We start from the raw sequence: 19,630 nt of genomic DNA on the forward strand, positions 1-19,630 counted from the left end.
CTACCCCTTGATAATTGAAGAGCGTACGGTGACACCGATACCTTCAGGCACAAATGCCGACAGCCGCGCCCCTCTTCCCTTGACCGTCACCCAGCCGAGTCCGGAGAAAACAATGTCCGTGTTCAGCTCACCGGTCCGGTAGTCAAAGCGTTTCAGAACGGGAAGCTGATCCCGGCGGCCGGGAGGCGCCAGCAGATGTCCGTATTGCCGCTTAAAGAGATCATCCGCGTTTTCCAGTTTCGTTCGATGAATCACAAGCGCGTTCGATGCATAGACAATTAATGAGCGCCTTCCGGGTCCCAGGTAGTCCACACGGGCCATTCCGGCAAGAAATAGAGTCTGGTTTTCATTCAGTTGGAAAACTTTGGGCTTGATTTCTCTGTTCGGCATCACCTGTCTGTAGTCTTCTACATCGACAAAGTGGACCATTTGCCTGAGATTCACCACACCCGGCGTGTCATACAACGTACACCCGTCGTCAAGCGGAACCCCGATAAAGTCCAGCGTCGTCCCGGGAAAACGCGAAGTGGTAATCACGCCGCTACCGCCGACCGTCTCCTGAATCAGATGGTTGATAAACGTCGACTTACCGACATTTGTCGAGCCGACAATATAAACATCTCTTCCGTCTCTGTAAAACTCCATACTTCTCTTAACCTCATCGATGCCGTGATTCTTCTCAGCACTCATCAGCAGAACATCGACAGGTTTTAAGCCAAGCTCTTTGGCAGAACGCCAAATCCAGCTCTTCAGCTTATTGGCGTTCGTCGATTTCGGCAGCAGATCCTTCTTATTACCGACGAGCAGAACCGGATTTTCACCGACAAAACGCTGAAGCCCGGGTACCCAGCTGCCGGAAAAATCAAAGATGTCGACCAGATAAACGACAAGTGCATCCACTTCGGCAATCCGCGAAAGCATTTTCAGAAAATCGTCGCCGGTTATCGGAACAGACTGTACCTCATTATAGTTCTTCAGCCGGAAACAGCGCCGGCAGACAACAGGCTCGTTCCGGAGCGCGCCGGGCGGCGCATAGCCAAGGGCTGTCTCGTCTTCCGTCTGGATTTTTACTCCGCATCCTTCGCAGTAGATGTCAGGCATGTTTTCTAATCCTCCCATTTCAGCCATCCCCGCCGGCGCATCAGTGACAGGATGAAGCGCTCCATCCGCCTGCTGAATTTTGTTGCCCAGCCGTCGCTTGAAGTGACCGGTGCAACAAGGATTGTATGAGCCCCGATCCGGTTTCCGCCCCAGACATCGGTCATAATCTGATCGCCGGCAACAACCAATTCGTCCTCTCTCAAATGCATCTCTTCCATGGCACGCCTGAAAGCACGGGAGAGCGGTTTTCGCGCCCGAAAAATATAGGGAACCTGTGCGGGTTCGGAAAAAGTCCTGACCCGCCTTTCATTGTTATTCGACAGGATCATGACGGAAATGCCTGCTTTCTTAAATGACGCGAACCATTTAACCAGTTCCGGTATCATATGCGCCTCATTCCACGCGACAAGCGTATTGTCCAGATCGGTGACCAATCCCCTGATTCCGCGTTTTTTCAGCTCCTCTGGCTGAATATCCATTATATTTTCTACATGTTCGTCCGGCAGGAATTTTTTTAACACTAGATCAGCACCTCATATTCTTTCTTTATTTTCCCACATGTTGCCGGTTTTACCAAGTCCCAAACCAAATTTTGCCCGTGATCTTTCGAGCGGCTGCCGGAAGAACGTATAGGATGCCCTGCAGGTTTACGTTATAAAAGCATCTCCGGGCCAGGGAATAGGGTGCGGCGTTCCCTGAAAAAAATTCGTTTTTAACAAATCCCTATTGATTTCAAGGGTACAACGTGAATGGTCAAGAATCAATATCAGTTTTTTTTCCTACTGTCTCTATGACGTTAACAGAAAAAAAGAAGCGAAATGTTTCGACAAAACACGACAACCCATTTTTTGTGGATAACCTTGTCCACATCGATTCCTGATAAAATTCAGCAATTTTTTGAATTATAAACATTCCGTGCACAGTTTATCCACTATAATCTGTGGATAAGCGGCTGATTGTTCCCTATGAACGTTCATGATAGAGTGAATATGAAAAAGATGCATCTTCAAAAAAACAGGAGGTGGCAACCGGAAACGGTAAAAAATGGAGAACCTGTCGGACGATCTGCTGATCGAGTCTTATGTAAAGGCCAAAAAGTATCACTTGAGCAATGATTTTATTCAGATGATCGAGCAGGAGGTGAGACGGAGGAAGCTGACAGAACGCCTGCATCAAATGAATTAAATTCTGTTGCAGCCGCAGAGATGATTCAAATCAGGTTTTCATTTACAGCAATGGCAGCCCCCGGTGAAACGGAAACCGCCCTCTGAAATTCAGGTCGCTTCGTCTGAAGCAAGCCCCCTTTCGCCGGCCATTCTTTAATAAACAAATGCCGTGCCCACAATGAACCAATGCCGATCAAGGCAAGGCCCGATCCGCAGCCTTATGAATTACCCATTCCTGACCTGATTCTTTGATCAGAGTACCCTATAATCTATTCACACGCCTCTTATTTGACTGGGCACGTGACTCGTCATACCGCTCTCTCTGCCGCGCCAGGGAGATATTTTTTTAGTCCACCCGTATTTTTTGCTCATCCCGGACAGGCACCGGACAGGGCGAAAGCCCATAAGCTAAAAGACAGCAACGAAAATCTATGCTTCGTTTGAGGAGTGAGAAGCCATGCTGTCGATTTTGGGCGGGATCGCCTATTTATTTAAACAAATATGGCTGCTTGTGTCCTACGTAAAAAACAATGCTTTTCCCCAGCCGTTGTCAGAAGAACAAGAAAAACAGTGTCTCGACCTCATGGCAACAGGCGATCAGGCGGCACGCAACAAATTAATCGAGCACAACCTGAGACTCGTTGCTCATATCGTCAAGAAGTTTGAGAACACTAAGGAGGACACAGACGATCTGATCTCTATCGGTACAATCGGGTTGATCAAGGCGATCGAAAGCTACTCGGTCGGGAAAGGAACAAAACTTGCCACCTATGCGGCAAGATGTATCGAAAACGAAATACTGATGCACCTCCGAGGATTAAAAAAGACAAGGAAAGACGTCTCGCTTAATGATCCGATCGGCCAGGACAAAGAAGGCAATACCATTTCGCTCATCGACATCTTAAAATCCCAAAACAAGGACATTGTTGATGAAATTTCACTCAACCTGGAATCCAAGAAAATTTATGGGTCTCTGCACGTTCTCGACTCCCGTGAAAAAGAAGTGATCATTGACCGATTCGGGCTAGATAACCATCAGGAGCTGACTCAGAGGGAAATTGCGGAGAAGCTGTCAATCTCCCGAAGTTACGTTTCCCGTATCGAAAAACGCGCATTGATGAAACTTTTCAACGAAATCTACCGAAAACCCAGTCACTGAAACCGGGGCGCCCTGTCGTTTTTTAGTCTGAATTTTCTCGAGAACCATTTTATGAGCTTTCTCATTCCCCGTTCAGCGATCCAATGGTAAACTTTAACTATCGGTATAAGACGCGGAGCGGAGGAATTGGACATGGCTGAATCTGAAACGACAAAATGTGTTCATCTTATGGTTCAGGGATTGGTGCAGGCCGTCGGGTTTCGCTACTTTACCTGGCAGAAAGCAAGTGAGCAGCATATCACAGGCTGGGTGCGGAACCGTATGGACGGCAGTGTTGAAATTGTTGCAGAAGGCTCTGAAACGAACATTGATCGGTTCATCAAAACGATCAAAAAGGGCAGCCCTTTTTCACATGTGCAAAAGGTGGACGTGTATCTATATGACCATCCTGAGCATTTTACAACCTTTGATATCGTCAGTTCGGTATAATGAAACCAAGAAGGAACGGATGATTTCATTAGCCGATCATCCGGCTTTTACATGGATTGAATATTTATTTTAATTGAATGGAGGCAATGATGTATGTACGATGCGGCAATAATCGGCGGCGGCCCTGCCGGACAGAGCGCCGCGCTGTTCACAGGCAAAGCCGGTTTGAAAACATTGCTCCTCGATAACGAAAAGGGGCTGACGAAAAGGGCGCTCCTCAGAAATCATTACGGCGTCAAGGAGATTACAGGATCGGATCTTGTTGCTGCCGGAAGAAAACAGGCCGAAAGCGCCGGAGCAGAAATCATTAAAGCGCAGGTTACACTCGTCAGCAAGGAGAAAGATGGATTCCGGATTGAGACGGAAAATGGAGAAACCTTTGAAGCCAGGCAGGTCATCCTGGCAACCGGTTCCAATCAAAAACTGGCCCAGACTATCGGTCTTAAAACCAAAGACGGTCAAGAAAAATATGTCAAGACTGTTATTGACACCGATCCGGCCGGACACACAAGCGTCGATGGAATCTGGGCGGCGGGCGTCGCTGCCGGAGTCAGCGTCCACACGATCGTGACGAGTGGCGACGGAGCAAAGACGGCCATCAATCTGATCAGCGAACAAAAAGGTGAACGTTACGTTAACCATGACGCGATTCCCGCAAAATAATCAGTCGTTTCGATTAAAAGGCCTCCCGGGTCAGCGATACCCGGGAGGCCTTTTAATCATCATATAAACGTTCTGTCCGTATTCAATTACAGCGACGATTCAGCTTTTTTGAGCATTTTTTTCAAATCGGTATTACTCTAGCACCTTTGTCTGCACCTGCTAAAATCAGATGCTTCTTACGAGTCCGCCGTCGATGAGCAGCGACTCTCCGGTTATATAGGAACAAACATCCGATGCCAGAAAAGCGGCGACCCTGGCGAATTCTTCAGGACGGCCGTACCTTCCGAGCGGAATTTCCGCTTCCGACTGTGTCCGGACATCCTGAATGGCGACGCCCGTTCGTTCGCTTTTCTGCCGGTCAAGCTGTGCGACCCGATCCGTGGCAATCCGTCCCGGAGCAAGCGTATTGATTAATATGTTTTTCCCGGCAAGTTCTCCCGCCAGCGTTTTCGTCAGGCCAACAATTCCCAGACGGAATGTATTGGATAAGACCAAACCATCGATCGGTTTTTTAATCGATGAGGAAGCGATGTTAATGATGCGGCCGCCTCCCGACTTTTCCATGAGCGGAACGGCAGACCGGATCATTCGCACATAGCTGAGCAGATTCAGTTCAAATGCCCTTTGCCAGTCTTCATCAGCCATAGACAAAAAATCCCCGCTTGGCGGGCCGCCTGCGTTGTTGACCAGTATATCCAGTGCCCCGAAGTGCAATCTGGTAAAATCCGTAAGAGCATCCAGATCATCCTTTTTCGAAACATCCGCAGGAAAATAAGTCACCGCCTCTTCAGAAAGCTGATTAAGTTCCTCAGCCGTCTCTTTTAAATGATCCGCATTCCTGCTTGAAAGAATCACTTCTGCCCCTTCAATGACCAGCTGCCTGGCGACTGCCTTTCCAAGACCCTTGCTCGATGCCAGAATCAAGGCGCGTTTTCTTTTTAATCCTAAATCCATAACTGAATGCTCCTTCCTGTCCGCGCGCATACCCGGTCAGAAGTTCCAGGCCGCGGTTTGCAAATAACCGACGCGCAGCGAGCCAGATCCGGATTTCAATAATTACCCACTCCGTTTTATTTATCCAGCCTATCTTTCAGTTTAGACGTTCTCCAATAGAAAAAGAAAGTCAGAAGCAAAAATGCGAGGCTCGCCCCTGAAAGAATGGCCAATTTCCAATCCACATCCGCGTATTCGGGCATCATGGTCCCGGTATAAAGAAACGCACTCAGAAACAGGCAAAGCATTGCGATCCTTCGGCAGTCGATTATTTTCTCCTGAATGATTTTCTCGTAATCTCTCATGTTCGATCCCTCCGTCATTCCCTACTTTAACATGTTCCCTATGAAAATTGGAAAGGTAGTTTCTGACAGAAAAAAAACCGCCCGGTCATTTGGGCGGAAATTTCCGAAATCAGTCCAGCGCCTGTCTCAAATCTTCAATGAGATCGTCGCCATCTTCAATCCCGACGGAGAGACGGATCAATCCGTCCGTGATGCCCAGTGCTTCCCGGCGCGGTTTTGGTATGGAAGCGTGCGTCATTTTTGCCGGAACAGAGATCAGACTCTCGACAGCCCCAAGACTCTCAGCGAGCGTGAAGTACTGAACTCGCACGAGCAGACGATCGGCATTTTCCCCACTGCCCACGTCAAAAGAAAGCATGCCGCCGAAACCTCCGGCCTGCTTTTTTGCCAGTTCATGTCCCGGATGATTCGCAAGTCCCGGATAGTAAACTTTTGTGACTTTCGGATGGGCTTCAAGAAATTCAGCGATTGCGTGCGCATTTTTCTCAATCTGTTCCATGCGCAGTGCGAGCGTTTTGACGCCTCTGATCAGCAGCCAGGCATCCTGTGGTCCCGGTACCGCTCCGACAGAATTCTGAATAAATCCGATCCGTTCGGCAAGTTCCTCTGAATTCACGGCAACAAGCCCGGCCACTACATCGCTGTGTCCCCCGATGTATTTTGTCGCGCTGTGAAGGACAATATCGGCGCCGAGATCGAGCGGATGCTGCCAATACGGCGTTGCAAACGTATTGTCTACGATAAGCAGCAGATTATGTTGATGAGCAAAAAGTGCTGTTTCCCGAATGTCGGTAATTTTCAGCAGAGGGTTTGTCGGTGTCTCAAGGTAAATGGCCCGCGTTCGATCGGTAACAGCCGCCCTGACCTTCTCAGGATCGCTCGTATCCACAAAAGTGGCCGCAATACCGAGACGTTTAAAAACCTTGTCAACGACTCTGAATGTCCCTCCGTACACATCATCGGTAATGATCAGGTGATCACCGCTGTTCAGCAGCATCAGAACGGAAGAAATGGCAGCCATACCCGATCCGAAAGCAAATCCCGCTTTGCCGTTTTCCAGCTCCTTGATCAGCTCCTCCAGCGCGTGACGTGTCGGATTGGCTGTCCGCGAATAATCATAGCCCTTTGTCTTTCCAACCGCTTCCTGCTTATAGGTGCTCGTTTGGTAGATCGGTACGCTTACGCTTCCTGTATACTCATCACCGAAAATTCCGGCGTGAATCACTTTCGTCTTAGGTTTCAAAACAAATTCTCTCCCTTTTTGGCCGACTCATCATCTTATTCGTTTAATCATAAATTCTTTCACTCAGATACCGCTCACTGGAATCCGGAAAAATGACGACAATGTTGCTTCCGGGCTCGGCAATTTCGGCCTCAAGCAGTGCGGCGTGCAGCGCTGCCCCCGATGAACTGCCGATCAGCAGCCCCTCTTTGGCAGCCGCCTCCTTCAATCGCCGGAATGCATCGTCATCGTTAACTGTATGAATTGCATCGAAATACTTGGTTTTAACGAATGAGGGAATAAACTCCATGCCGATTCCCTCCACACGGTGAGCGGCGGGCTTCCCGCCGTTCAAAATAGATCCGACAGGTTCGACGACAGCCGTCTTAATACCCGGATTTTTGCTTTTAAGGAATGCCGCTGTCCCTGTGAATGTTCCCCCGGTTCCGGCACCGGCGACAAAGACATCCACCCTTCCATTTAAGTCGTCCCAAATTTCCGGACCGAGCGTGTCATAGTACGCGTTCGGATTTTCCGGATTGGCGAACTGGTTCGGACAGTAGCTGCCGTAAGTCTCTTCCGCCAGCTGCCTGGCCTTTGCCAGTGCGCCGGACATGCCCTCTTCGGTAGGGGTGTTGACGACTTCGGCGCCTAAGGCTCTCATCAGTGTCTGCTTTTCAATACTGAATTTCTCCGGCACACAAAAGATGACATGAATGCCCTTGCCGATCGCCGCAACAGCGATTCCGATCCCTGTGTTTCCCGCCGTCGGCTCAATGATCGTGCCTCCCGGTTTCAATTTTCCGGAAGTGAGTGCTTCATGAATAAAATGTTCACCTAATCGATCCTTGACGCTTCCCCCGGGATTAAAATACTCGCATTTCGCGTACAAATGCACGCCTTCCGGAATTGGAAAAGCATGCAGCTCGACGAGCGGGGTTCCGCCCACCAGTTCATGTACACTCCCGAATACCGCCACAACAGTCCCCCCATTTTTTGCCGGTCTCTTGTGCCGAGTTAAGCGTAGATTTCTTTCCACTCGGCCTTGTGATCCAGCATTTTTGCGGCAATCTTTTTCGCGCCCTCAAGGTCGTGACTTGCCGCCCAGCCGCACTGATAACAGTTTGCGGCCGGCACTTCTGTTGCGTTCAGCACATCATGAAGGGTTTTATCAAGAGCATCGAGAATCTCATCATAACTGTCATTGTCGACAATGGATACATAAAATCCGGTCTGGCATCCCATCGGGCCGACATCAAAAATATTATCGATGTGATTGCGAATATTTTCCGCCATCAGGTGTTCAAGAGAATGCAGCGCGGGCATTTCCATATGATCTTTATTCGGCTGGCAGAAGCGGACATCGTATTTATAAATTTTATCGCCGTGTATTCCTTCCGTGACACCAACCAGTCGCACATAAGGGGCCTTGACTTTTGTATGATCCAAATTAAAGCTTTCAACGTTCATTTTTTTCTGTTCCGGCATCTAAATCAATCTCCTTCAGCAAGGATAGTATGAATTGTGCGGAATGTTTCGCCGCGGTTTCTAAAAATTGATCAAAGGACAGGTTCGACTCTTTACCCGCGATATCGGAAAGCGACCGGACAATGAGAAAAGGTACACCGAACTGATAACAGATCTGGGCAATTGCCGCGGCCTCCATCTCAACTGCTTTCATCTCCGGGAAAAGGGATTTAAGCTTTCCGATACGCTCGGGGTCGGACATGAAGGAATCGCCCGTCGCAATCAGACCTCTCACCGCCCTGTGCCCGCCGGACACTTCGGACGCCGCTTTTTCGGCAAATGCAACGAGCTTAGGGTCAGGCAGAAAAGAAGCAGGCATCTGCGGAACCTGACCCGGCCGATAGCCAAAGGCTGTCGCATCAACATCATGATGAATCACTGCGGAAGAAATAACGACATCCCCGATCTCGAGAGCCGGATCTGTTCCCCCTGCAGATCCTGTATTAATGATGATATCCGGCTGAAAATGATCAATCAGCAGAGTTGTGCCCAGCGCGGCGTTGACTTTCCCTATTCCGGACTGCAGCAGCACGGCATCGAAACCGTCGAGCCTGCCGCTGTAAAAATGGCATCGGGCTTCTTCCGTTTCTCTGACGTCTTTCATTGCTGCTTTAAGTATCCTGCTTTCCTCTTCCATTGCACCGATCAATCCGATTCTCATTCCCGACTTCCTCTCACAGTTCTTCCGTTTTCTCAGCAATAATCAGCCAGACAAATTTGTTAAGCTGCCTGAAATGAGGAACAAAGTGCCGATACCGGAGCATTCGATCAAGATCAGGCACCAGCGAATAGTATTCCGTCTGCAAATCTTTAAGCAAGTTTGCAAATCCATGAACACTTGCCCAGCGCCAAAGCTGGCGTTTTGCCACGTCATTCTCAAACAAAGTATCGGCAAACACTATTTTACCATGAACGGGCAGAAGGCGGTTATATTTCGTAATGGCGGCCCCTTTTTCTTCATCGGTGAGATGATGGAAAGCGTATGAACTGACTATGGTATCGACCGGTTGATCCGTTTCCGGAAAATCGAGAAAATCTCCGTCATACAGTTTCAGATCCGGTAGCTTATCGTGAGCCTTTGACCGCATCTTCTCAGATGGTTCAACGCCGAAGACGGTCAGCCCGGAATTGAGCAGTTTGGCGCTCAGGTTCCCTGTACCAACGCCAAACTCAAGAACCGTACCTTCAGCCTGCTTCGCCACTTCGTCGAGAATGAGATCGTAGTCTCTGAAGACTTCACGATATTCAGGACTTTCCCCATGAACCGAACGATCGTAATGATCCGCCCAGCGTTCAAATGTATCAATAAATTCTCGGCCCATAGATTCCACTCCATCATTTTATTATTCAAATAGTATTCATATAATATTTGTATGATTAATTGGATTAAACGTAACACATTTTCACTTGGAATTCAATGATTATCTCTTTCCAATCACTTAATAGGAATCTTTTTTTGTGATCATGATTTTTCATGACAATGCCCCGTCCGGAAGTCTTCCGGACGGGGCATTGTTTTTGTGTAAAGAGAAAATTGAGTGTATCACTGCGGTTTTTGTACTTGATCAGCCTGCCATTTTCCGGCCTGATAGATAAGATGAACGACATAAACGGAACTTTGCGCGGTTTTCGACGCCACACGTGCGAGCGAACTGTTGGGAGAACCGCCATTTCCCAGCCAGAGAATGACCATATTATTTTGATCGATTCCGGTGGCACCGGCAATTGCCGTGACCTGTGCGTTCCAATCGGCAGATCCTATATCATACGACGCCTGATGGCTTTCACCCGAATTCTGGGGGACGGCGCTTGAAGAGCTTGCTGATGAAGCGGCCCTTTCACTATTTGAAACCTGATTCGATCCCGTTCCATTTGACCGGGCGGATGTCCCGCCCGACTTGTTTTTATTTGACGTTCCGCTATTCATTCCGGATTGGGCACTGTGTGTCTGTGAAGCCGTTTTATCAGCCGATGATGTACTGAACACTGAAACGAGAATGATACAGCCAATCGCCAAAATTAAAACGGAAACGATGCCGACGGTCCAGTTCAGCCAGCGGTCCGACTTGTTTCTGCGCATTTCGAACCGCGACGAGGACCCGTTCCCTCTTGTGTTTCTCATACAGGCATCCTCCTTTGTTAAACAGCAGCTATTGAACAGACAACATTATCTTAGCATGTTTGCAGCTTTGCGTGTCATTATATCGCTGGGATCCGATAATCATTTTTATCGTTGACAGCACCCAAAGCTATTTATAAATAAAATTCGCAATAAAATACTCGTCCTGTCTGTCCCGAAGGATTATCATCAGACTGTAACAGATTATAGATTATACATGTCGTGTGTTTATTCCGGCTGTTCCCGTGATTCATTAGAAAACTTGGCGCAGGCTGAGCCTTAGTTGCGGGGGCCAGGACGGCCTAATGCCGAACGTGCCGCAGGACGCGGCGATCTGTTCGGTCGCTTACACTATAATCCTTTAAATTTTATACTTTCCTATAGTGAAATAAAACGCAACCCGAAAGCCGGAGAATGATGAGGCATCCAGGCGGCAGGACGGATTGCGTCTGTCTCTGTGTCATTTCCAAAGGCTGGCGTCAGCCTTCTTACATAACTTATTCGACCTTCAATATTTTCACGCGGATGTCGCCGCCGGGTGTGCTGACATTGACTTCCTCACCTACGGAAAGGCCGATCAAGCCCTTAGCCATCGGTGAATCGTTTGAAATTTTCCCCTCAAACGGATTGGATTCGGCACTCCCGACGATTTGATAAGTCTCTTCTTCGCCGTCCGGCAATTCTTTGAACGTCACGGATTTTCCGATTTTCACTACATCAGTCGTTTCATCGTCTTCAATGATAACCGAGTTTCGGATCATTTGTTCAAGCTGCTGAATACGTGCCTCGACAAACGCCTGCTCGTCCTTTGCAGCGTCATATTCGGAATTTTCGGAAAGATCGCCGAACCCACGAGCGATTTTAATTCGTTCAACAACTTCCTTGCGTTTCTCGGTTTTCAGATATTCCAGCTCTCGTTCAAGTTTATCTTTGCCTTCGGCTGTCATATAATGAAGCTTTTCTGCCATCAACATTCACACTCCTACTAAAATTATCTTTATGCCTGTTTGTTTATGCGCTTGCACTACAGGAGGCCGGCAACTTCAGATCCTCCATTATATGATTTCAATCAAATGGCGATGCGTCCGCACCATCGAGTACAGCACGTATTTTCGTCGCCATCAAGTCGATCGCAACCGTATTTTTGCCGCCTTCAGGAATGATGATATCCGCATAACGTTTGGTTGGTTCGACAAACTGCAGATGCATTGGGCGCACTACAGTCAGATACTGGTTAATCACCGATTCCACACTCCTGCCTCGTTCTTCCGTGTCGCGAAGCAACCGGCGGATAATCCGCAAATCGGAATCGGTGTCCACAAAAACCTTGATGTCCATCAAATCGCGGAGCCGCCTGTCTTCAAGGATCAGAATCCCTTCCAGTATGATGACATCTTTTGGTTCGACGGGTACAATTTTATCAGATCTCGTATGCACTGTATAGTCATACACCGGTTTTTTTATCGGGTGGAATTGCAGAAGTTCATGGATGTGCGCGATCAGAAGATCCGTGTCGAACGCCAGCGGATGATCATAATTGGTCAGCAGGCGTTCCTCAAACGGCTTGTCGTCCTGCGCCTTGTAATAAGCGTCCTGCTGTATGACCGCAATCGATTTGTCCGGAAAGCTCCGATAAATCTTACGCGTCACAGTCGTTTTGCCCGACCCGGTTCCTCCGGCAACACCGATGACAATGGGTTTTTTCCTGCTCATCTCGTTACTCTCCTCCGTTCAATGAAAGGCTTCTGCGATCTATCTTTTTGTACTGACGGCAAGGCCGTCTCCTACCGTAAGGAAGACCGTATCAAATTCGCTTCTTTCCGCCAGAAAGCGATTGTAGCCGTCGACCTTGCCGACCAGTCTGTGAAGCTGTTTCTTCTCCACCTTTTCAATATCGCAGACCAGTCCGTGAAAAAAGACATTGTCCGTCACGATGATCCCTTCAGGAGCGAGATACTGAGCGTACTTAAGAAAAAGCGTTTCATACTGTGCCTTTGCCGCATCAATTAAAATCAGGTCGAAAGGGGCCGCCGCCCGGGCGGCGGGCAGGTCTTCCGTCGCGTCTCCCTCAACGATGTGGATGGATGCTGTCAAATCCTGTTTCTTTATGTTCTGTTCTGCCTCGCGGATCATGTCTCTATCGCGTTCAATCGTTACGATTTCTGCACCCGCACCTGCGGCGATACGCATCCTGATCGCAGAATAGCCGATCGCCGTTCCGAGCTCCAGAATGTGTTTTGCTTTTCTCCATCTGATCAGCTGCTGCAAAAATGCGATTGCCGAAGGATGCATAATCGGAATATAAATTTTTTTCGCTCTTTCCTCCATCTGCCGGAGCATATTGTTTTCCGATTTAGCAAACGCGGCCGCATACTCCGACAATCTGTCAAAGTCTGTCAATCGCTCTCCTCCCTTTCCCAACTAAAAAAAGATGCTTCACAGCCTGCTGCCGGCCGTCCGCACCCGGTCCTCATTAGGACTGTTTTGCCCATTCATGGCTATATTTAGCAACAATGGCCTGATGTTCCGCATAGGTTTTCGAATAGAAAATCTGCCCATTGGGACGTGCATAGAAGTAATAATTGTCAGAACGGACTGGTTCAAGCACCGCCTGAATCGCATCGACCGACGGACTGCCGATCGGCCCGACGACAAGGCCTGTCCTTGTATATGTATTGTAAGGCGTATCCGTCGTCAGTTCATTTATCGTGTATTGCTGAATTCTTTTTTGCTGTCCGTAGGCCACCGACGGGTCGGTCTGAAGCTTCATGTTCTTTGCCAGCCGGTTATAGAAAACACCTGCAATTTTCTGCCGATCTTTGGCATCGGGCGCCTCCTGTTCAACAAGCGATGCCATCGTCAGAATATTGTGAAGCGAACCGAGCGAGTTTGAATTGATCTCCTTTGAGAAGCGTGCAACGGTCTGTCCCGTCTTATCCAGCATCTGATCGACCATCTGATCGAGGGTCGGGGAATTTTTCCCTTTGGTAAACTGGTACACACCGGGAGCAAGATAACCTTCGAGCGGGTAGAACACGCCCTTTGCGAAAATTTGATTTGTCAGAAAAGGGTACTGTTTCATATAGTGGGCTCTCACATACGCCGGATCTTTAAGCTTGTTCAGAATGTCCTGCGTGCTGAGTCCTGAGGCTCTGGCCATCTGACTTGCGATTTCACTCACCCACATCCCCTGGCGAACATCGACAAGGAAGATAACCCGATTGTGATTTCCCTTTTCCAGATCGTTCATCAGCCTGTCAACGGACATTGTGCGGTTAAAAGTATAGGTCCCGGATTGATACTGATTTAAATGCTTCCATCTTGCGTAAAATTCAAAGGCCCATGTCTTGCGGATCAAACCTTTCTTCTCGAGAACCTGCCCGACATCCTTCAGCGATGACCCCGCCGGTATGGTGATCGTCACTGCCTGATTATTCTGAGGATCAACGGGTTTCAGCAAGCCGGCATAATAATTGGACAAACCCCATACGGAAAAACCAAGTAAAACGATGGCGCTTCCGGCGATCATGATGATCAGACGCCATCGGCTGTTTCGCAATTTCAAAATGAGCCTCTCCCTTCCAAGAGCACCCCAAACATTATACACTTCGTTTTATTAAAAACGTTCATGTATTCGACAGAGTTCCGGCCATTTTGCGCGTCAACTAAAAAATAAAGAAAACGTACGGTGCAAAGCCGGAAAACGATATTTCCGAGGCCGGACTGCCTTTACTGTTTCGTATAAAAGGCCCTCGTTGTCCGCAAGGGCCGTTTCTTTAATCTTCTTCTTCACTGAACGTGTTAATCATCTCTTCGACAATGTCCCATTCTTCATCTGTCTCAATCGGGAATAATTTGAATTCGTCATTCTCGTCCTCATACCTGAAGGCAAAAACTTCTTCTTCCTCGTCGTCGCCCGTCTCTTCCTCGACAGGGACGACAACAACGTAAGACTTGTCAGTTTCCGGCACATCAAAATAAAAAAGCACATCGAACAGATTTTCATCGCCGTTTTCATCGGGAATCACGATTCTGTCCTTCTCTTCATCATGATCCGGCACAAAAATCGGGTAATGGTTGTGTTCACTCATCTCTTTTTTTCTCCATTCTTTTTTTGTCAAGATAACTTTGCAAAATCAATACGGCAGCTTCCATGTCGATGACTTTCTTTCTTTTGCTGCGGCTTACATCCGCAGCAATCAGAATACGTTCGGCGGCCATTGTCGTCAGGCGCTCATCCCATAGATCAACGGGAAGATGGAACTTCCGGCGCAGGCTCTTCGCAAAAGATTTTGATGCCGCCGCACGCTCGGTTTCCGTTCCGATCAGATCTTTCGGCAGCCCGACAACGATCGACTGAACGGCATACTGTTCAATCAGCTCGCCCAGACGATCAAATAACACGTTCTTCTTATGTTCGACATAACGGATCGTTTCAATACCCTGTGCCGTCAGCCCGAGCGGATCGCTGACCGCCACGCCGACCGTAACCGTTCCGAAATCAAGGCCCATAATTCTCATTCTTTGTCCCATTTCTTTTTAAGATAATAGGTGACAAGCTCTTCGATAAGCTCGTCCCGTTCAATCCTCCGTATCAGTTTTCGGGCGTCTTTATGCCGGGGAATATACGCCGAATCACCGGAGAGCAGGTACCCGACAATCTGATTGATTGGATTGTAGCCTTTTTCTTCCAGGGCATCATATACTTTAAACAGAACTTCGCGCGTATTGTGCCTGTCCTGTTCGCCAAAGTTGAATTTCATCGTCTTATCCAAATTTGTCATCCCCTATTCAGAAAATTTGGAGAAGTCTGGCCCTCTGCTCCAAAATCAGGCGATCTCTCTTTTCCCCGTTATCCTACAGCTGTTTTTTCAATCAGGCCGGCCACGGTCTGCAGAGCTTCTGCTACTTTCTCAGGCAGGCGTCCGCCCGCCTGAGCCATGTCCGAACGGCCGCCCCCGCCCCCGCCGCAGACAGCAGCTACATCCCTGATTATTTTCCCTGCATGATAACCTTTTGCAACCAAATCTTTGGTGACCCCAGACACCAGATGCACCTTGCCGTTTTCAACGGAAGCGAGGACAACGACCAGCGAATGAAAATGATTTTTTAAATTATCGGCCATCGTCCTGAGCTGATTCATATCCATTGAATCCACTTGCTCGGCAATAAAGGCGACGTCGCCAATCTGTTTGACCGATTGTTCCAGCTCATTGGCCTTCGCATTGCCAAGCTTCGACATAATCGCCGAATTTTCTTTCTCCAGATCTCTCATTTGCTGCTGCAGAACGTCCAGACGTTCGGGAATCTGGTCCGTCGAGACTTTCAGCATGCGGCCGATGTTTTTCAGTTCCAGCTTATCCTGATTCATTTTTTCATAGGCTTTTTTACCCGTCAATGCTTCAATCCGCCGCGTGCCCGCACCGATCCCGCTTTCCGAAACAATAGTGAACAGGCCCAGCTCCGCCGTGTTTTTCACGTGGCAGCCGCCGCAAAGTTCAAGACTGTAATTGCCGCTCTTGACAACCCGCACAATTTTCCCGTATTTCTCGCCGAAAAGCGCCATGGCTCCGAGCGCTTTCGCCTCATCGATCGGCATCTGAGCCGTTGTCACCGGAAGCTGTTCCCAGATTTTTTCATTGACGATCCGTTCTACTTGCTCCAGTTCGTCTTCCGTAACCTGTCCGAAATGTGAAAAATCGAATCGGAGCCTGTCCGGCGAAACGTAGGATCCGGCCTGGTTGACATGTGTGCCCAGTGTATCTTTCAATGCCTGATGCAGCAGATGGGTTGCTGTATGGTTTTTTTGCGCCGACAGCCTCATTTCTTTATCGACATCCGCCCTTACCGTATCCCCAACCTTAATCCGGCCGTTTTCCACGATACAGGTATGGAGATTCTGCCCGTTCGGCGCCTTCTGAACATCCGTGACAAGAAGCGCGGCCGCCCCGCCTTTAATACGCCCCTTGTCGGCAACCTCACCGCCGCTCTCCGCATAAAAAGGGGTGCGGTCAAGAATAATTTTGACCTCTTCTCCTTCGGAAGCACCGTCCACCGCTTCATTTTCTTTGATGATCCTAAGAACCTTCGCACCGTCAACCGTCAGCTGTCCGTAGCCGACAAATTCACTGCGATCGGTAATATTGCGCAAAGTGCCGTCCTGAACCTGCATGGATTTCTGATTGCGGCGTGCGGATCTTGCCCTTTCCCGCTGCTTGCCAAGCTCTTGTTCAAAGCCCTCGTGATCAATGCCGAGTCCTTCCGCCCTGGCATACTCTTCAGTCAGTTCTGCGGGAAAACCGAATGTGTCGTACAGCTTAAAAACTTCGCTGCCGGAAATCTGCAGCCTGTTTTGCGCCTTTGCTTCGGCAATCTGTTCCTTCAGAATCGACATGCCCTCGTGAATGGTCTCGTGAAAACGTTCTTCTTCACTTCGAACCACCTTCTGAACAAATGCCGTTTTTTCAAGGACTTCTTTATAATAGTCCTTCATAATATCGGCAACGATCGGCACGAGCTCATATAGGAACGGCTTGTTGATGCCGAGGTCCATCGCATAGCGGACCGCTCGGCGGATGAGGCGGCGCAGGACATAACCGCGGCCCTCATTAGACGGTAAAGCTCCGTCCGCAATCGCAAACGAGACAGCCCGGACGTGATCGGCAATCACTTTGAAAGGGGTATTCTTTTGTCCCTTTTTGTAGGCGACTCCGGAAACCTCTTCGATTTTATGGATAATCGGCAGAAACAAATCGGTATCAAAGTTGGTTTCCGCATTCTGGATCACACTAACCATCCGCTCAAGCCCCATACCGGTATCTATGTTCTTTTTCGGAAGCGGCGTATGGCTGCCGTCGGGATTGTGATTGAATTGTGAGAACACAAGATTCCAAACTTCCAGATAGCGTTCATTTTCACCGCCTGGATAAAGTTCCGGATCGGCCGGATCATTGCCGAACGCTTCGCCGCGATCATAGAAAATTTCCGTGTTTGGGCCGCTCGGTCCCTCGCCGATATCCCAGAAGTTATGCTCCAGTTTAATAATCCGTTCATCAGGGATTCCGATTTTCTCATGCCACAGCCTGTATGCTTCATCGTCGTCCGGATAAATGGTCACCGACAATTTATCCGGATCGAATGCGATCCAGTCCGGGCTCGTCAGAAATTCCCATGCCCAGACGATCGCTTCTTCCTTAAAATAGTCGCCGATTGAAAAGTTGCCGAGCATCTCGAAAAAAGTATGATGGCGGGCCGTATAACCGACGTTTTCGATGTCGTTCGTCCGGATCGCTTTCTGAGCGTTGCAGATGCGCGGATTCCGGGGGACAACCCGTCCGTCAAAATATTTTTTCAGAGTGGCGACACCGCTGTTAATCCAGAGAAGCGAAGGATCGTCAACTGGAATCAGTGAAGCGCTCGGCTCAACGGTATGGCCCTTTCCTTTGAAAAAATCCAAAAACATTTGTCTGACCTCAGATGAACTGAGTTGTTTCATCGCAAGAACCCCCAACTTACTCAATATTAAAAACCGAACTCAGCGGACTGTCCCGGCAGCGGACAAAAAAAGCTTCCATCCTATCACCATGAAAGGACGAAAGCTTCTCGCTTGAACACTGACTCTCGCGCAGCAAAATGAAAAGAAAGACATCTGCGATTCTGCACCCGGCGTATCCGATCCGCCGAGATTCCCTCAAAAACCGTCGTTCTTTTATCCCAAGTGCGTTACGGCAATGTCAGGTTCCCACACCAAAAGGGGCAGAGGGCAAAACGTCTGCATGCGCTGCTGCTATTCTTTTCGTCTCGGTTTCATTATTCTGCCGCTATTATAGATGAGTTTCCCCTTATTTGTCAATTGTACGGTACCGGTCTTTCAAATGGCGGAAACAGGTACGGATGACGATGAAGCACGGAATCGCCAGGAGCATCCCGACGATTCCCGCCAGCTCGCCGCCGATGCCGAGCGAGAGCATAATATACAATGGGTGGATATCGACGCTTCGCCCGACAATCAGAGGTTCAATGACGTTGCCCTCAAGAAATTGAATCAGCAGAATCAGCAGGATCACGCCGAACACAGTGTAAACCGATTGGGTTGCAGCGATCAGAATGGCGGGAGCCGCGCCGATCAGCGGCCCAAAATACGGGATGAGGTCTGTCGCCCCGATAAAAGTACCGAAGACAAATGGATAAGGCACCTTGAGCAGCCACAGACCGAGAGAGGCCAATGCTGCCAGAACCGCGCATACGGTCAGCTGACCGCGAATATAATTGCCGATCGAACGGTCCATTTCCGAAAAAATGTCTGCCGTCTGCCGCCGCCATTTTCTTGGGACGAGGTGCATCGCCCCTCTTTTCATGCGGTCCGCGTCCTTCAGAAAATAAAAGGCAAGAAACGGAATAATGAACAACGTAAACATCGATTGAATCAGTCCGGAACACCAGTCAATGATTTTGTCCGCCCAGGAGGCGGTCCCCTTGCGGATTCTTTCCAGAGCTTTATTTACGTGATCATGGACCGCTTCCGGCGTCGATCCATAAACATGATCAATATTCGATTGATAAAACGCTTCATACTTTGAAAACTCTTTATCCAGCCCTTTCAATTCGTGCATGAAAACAGGCCCGCCCTTGTACAGCAGAAATCCGACGCCTCCAAAAAATATGGCGTAGATAGCGAGTATGGCAACCGTTCTCGGGATTCCCGCCCTGTGGCAGCGCCTGACCAGCGGATGAAGAAGATAGGCGATAATTCCCGCTACAGCAAAAGGAAACGCCACTTTCAGGAAAAACTGCATCAGGACATTGAGCATCGGAAGCAGCCGGTAAAAAAGATAGCCGTTTAAAAAAAGAAGCAACAGGATCGATAAGACTTTTATCCACTGCAATGCAGGCCACTTCCGCATGATCATCCCTCCACGCATAGTCTTGCCCAGTGCATGAAAAAAC

The 19,630-nt window shown here is 48.9% G+C and carries 23 protein-coding genes; 4 read left to right on the forward strand and 19 right to left on the reverse strand.

All coding sequences use genetic code 11. From position 1 onward, the window contains the following. Together yqeH and IEX81_RS00350 are read right to left on the reverse strand one after the other, a co-directional pair. Entirely contained in the window at positions 1–1,101 is a 1,101-nt protein-coding gene (gene yqeH / locus IEX81_RS00345) for a ribosome biogenesis GTPase YqeH (protein ID WP_188800668.1), read from the reverse strand. A gap of 5 nt (positions 1,102–1,106) precedes the next feature. Continuing rightward, the gene (locus tag IEX81_RS00350; protein WP_188800670.1) at positions 1,107–1,622 is read right to left on the reverse strand and encodes a YqeG family HAD IIIA-type phosphatase; all 516 of its coding nucleotides are present in this window, start codon (positions 1,620–1,622) and stop codon (positions 1,107–1,109) included. A 523-nt stretch (positions 1,623–2,145) separates the two neighbouring features. Here IEX81_RS00350 and IEX81_RS00355 point away from each other — a divergent pair. The 4 genes from IEX81_RS00355 to IEX81_RS00370 all read left to right on the forward strand — a co-directional run bounded on the left by IEX81_RS00355 (position 2,146) and on the right by IEX81_RS00370 (position 4,518). Next, positions 2,146–2,286, forward strand: coding sequence for a sporulation histidine kinase inhibitor Sda (locus tag IEX81_RS00355; protein WP_188800672.1), 141 nt, complete (start codon positions 2,146–2,148; stop codon positions 2,284–2,286). Between the two features lie 438 nt (positions 2,287–2,724). Beyond that, positions 2,725–3,426, forward strand: a complete 702-nt coding sequence (gene sigK / locus IEX81_RS00360) for an RNA polymerase sporulation sigma factor SigK (protein ID WP_188800674.1) — start codon at positions 2,725–2,727, stop codon at positions 3,424–3,426. A 132-nt stretch (positions 3,427–3,558) separates the two neighbouring features. Next, a complete protein-coding gene (locus IEX81_RS00365) occupies positions 3,559–3,855 on the forward strand; it encodes an acylphosphatase (protein WP_188800677.1) in 297 nt (98 codons plus the stop codon). A gap of 93 nt (positions 3,856–3,948) precedes the next feature. Further along, complete coding sequence (locus IEX81_RS00370) at positions 3,949–4,518, forward strand: FAD-dependent oxidoreductase (RefSeq protein WP_188800679.1); 570 nt, start codon at positions 3,949–3,951, stop codon at positions 4,516–4,518. 165 nt (positions 4,519–4,683) lie between these two features. Here the strand turns inward: IEX81_RS00370 and IEX81_RS00375 are convergent, their stop codons facing one another. The 17 genes from IEX81_RS00375 to IEX81_RS00455 all read right to left on the reverse strand — a co-directional run bounded on the left by IEX81_RS00375 (position 4,684) and on the right by IEX81_RS00455 (position 19,587). Beyond that, positions 4,684–5,472 (reverse strand): SDR family oxidoreductase, encoded by a 789-nt coding sequence (locus IEX81_RS00375; RefSeq protein WP_188800681.1) that lies wholly within the window; start codon positions 5,470–5,472, stop codon positions 4,684–4,686. 116 nt (positions 5,473–5,588) lie between these two features. Further along, positions 5,589–5,816: a YrhC family protein gene (locus IEX81_RS00380; RefSeq protein WP_188800683.1), complete on the reverse strand. Its 228-nt coding sequence runs from the start codon at positions 5,814–5,816 to the stop codon at positions 5,589–5,591. Between the two features lie 109 nt (positions 5,817–5,925). Then, a complete protein-coding gene (locus tag IEX81_RS00385; protein ID WP_188800685.1) occupies positions 5,926–7,059 on the reverse strand; it encodes a bifunctional cystathionine gamma-lyase/homocysteine desulfhydrase in 1,134 nt (377 codons plus the stop codon). A gap of 43 nt (positions 7,060–7,102) precedes the next feature. After that, positions 7,103–8,017: a PLP-dependent cysteine synthase family protein gene (locus IEX81_RS00390; RefSeq protein ID WP_188800687.1), complete on the reverse strand. Its 915-nt coding sequence runs from the start codon at positions 8,015–8,017 to the stop codon at positions 7,103–7,105. A 38-nt stretch (positions 8,018–8,055) separates the two neighbouring features. Further along, positions 8,056–8,526: an S-ribosylhomocysteine lyase gene (locus tag IEX81_RS00395; RefSeq protein WP_188800689.1), complete on the reverse strand. Its 471-nt coding sequence runs from the start codon at positions 8,524–8,526 to the stop codon at positions 8,056–8,058. Then, positions 8,498–9,226 carry a 5'-methylthioadenosine/S-adenosylhomocysteine nucleosidase gene (gene mtnN / locus IEX81_RS00400; protein ID WP_188800691.1) on the reverse strand — a complete coding sequence of 243 codons (729 nt, stop codon included), beginning with the start codon at positions 9,224–9,226 and terminating at the stop codon, positions 8,498–8,500. The genes IEX81_RS00395 and mtnN overlap by 29 nt, the downstream gene beginning before the upstream one ends. 13 nt (positions 9,227–9,239) lie before the next feature. Next, positions 9,240–9,887, reverse strand: a complete 648-nt coding sequence (locus IEX81_RS00405; protein WP_188800693.1) for a class I SAM-dependent DNA methyltransferase — start codon at positions 9,885–9,887, stop codon at positions 9,240–9,242. Positions 9,888–10,108: 221 nt separating this feature from the next. Further along, positions 10,109–10,687, reverse strand: a complete 579-nt coding sequence (locus IEX81_RS00410; RefSeq protein WP_188800695.1) for a YrrS family protein — start codon at positions 10,685–10,687, stop codon at positions 10,109–10,111. Between the two features lie 494 nt (positions 10,688–11,181). Continuing rightward, positions 11,182–11,652, reverse strand: coding sequence for a transcription elongation factor GreA (gene greA, locus IEX81_RS00415; protein WP_373292303.1), 471 nt, complete (start codon positions 11,650–11,652; stop codon positions 11,182–11,184). 97 nt (positions 11,653–11,749) lie between these two features. Continuing rightward, positions 11,750–12,397: a uridine kinase gene (gene udk, locus IEX81_RS00420; protein WP_188800700.1), complete on the reverse strand. Its 648-nt coding sequence runs from the start codon at positions 12,395–12,397 to the stop codon at positions 11,750–11,752. Positions 12,398–12,436: 39 nt separating this feature from the next. Next, on the reverse strand, positions 12,437–13,084 hold the full coding sequence (locus tag IEX81_RS00425) for an O-methyltransferase (RefSeq protein WP_229727409.1): 648 nt from the start codon (positions 13,082–13,084) through the stop codon (positions 12,437–12,439). A 73-nt stretch (positions 13,085–13,157) separates the two neighbouring features. Then, on the reverse strand, positions 13,158–14,249 hold the full coding sequence (gene mltG, locus IEX81_RS00430; RefSeq protein ID WP_229727410.1) for an endolytic transglycosylase MltG: 1,092 nt from the start codon (positions 14,247–14,249) through the stop codon (positions 13,158–13,160). 211 nt (positions 14,250–14,460) lie between these two features. Further along, positions 14,461–14,775: a DUF1292 domain-containing protein gene (locus IEX81_RS00435; RefSeq protein ID WP_188800702.1), complete on the reverse strand. Its 315-nt coding sequence runs from the start codon at positions 14,773–14,775 to the stop codon at positions 14,461–14,463. Next, the gene (ruvX, locus tag IEX81_RS00440; RefSeq protein ID WP_188800704.1) at positions 14,768–15,205 is read right to left on the reverse strand and encodes a Holliday junction resolvase RuvX; all 438 of its coding nucleotides are present in this window, start codon (positions 15,203–15,205) and stop codon (positions 14,768–14,770) included. The genes IEX81_RS00435 and ruvX overlap by 8 nt, the downstream gene beginning before the upstream one ends. Continuing rightward, entirely contained in the window at positions 15,202–15,468 is a 267-nt protein-coding gene (locus IEX81_RS00445; RefSeq protein WP_188800706.1) for an IreB family regulatory phosphoprotein, read from the reverse strand. Before IEX81_RS00445 ends, ruvX begins: the two co-directional genes overlap by 4 nt. 68 nt (positions 15,469–15,536) lie before the next feature. Beyond that, a complete protein-coding gene (gene alaS / locus IEX81_RS00450; RefSeq protein WP_188800708.1) occupies positions 15,537–18,179 on the reverse strand; it encodes an alanine--tRNA ligase in 2,643 nt (880 codons plus the stop codon). Positions 18,180–18,525: 346 nt separating this feature from the next. After that, positions 18,526–19,587 carry an AI-2E family transporter gene (locus IEX81_RS00455; protein WP_188800710.1) on the reverse strand — a complete coding sequence of 354 codons (1,062 nt, stop codon included), beginning with the start codon at positions 19,585–19,587 and terminating at the stop codon, positions 18,526–18,528. Positions 19,588–19,630 lie beyond the last annotated feature (43 nt).

This window comes from Sporolactobacillus putidus, assembly GCF_014647035.1.
GTDB classification, from domain to species: domain Bacteria; phylum Bacillota; class Bacilli; order Bacillales; family Sporolactobacillaceae; genus Sporolactobacillus; species Sporolactobacillus putidus.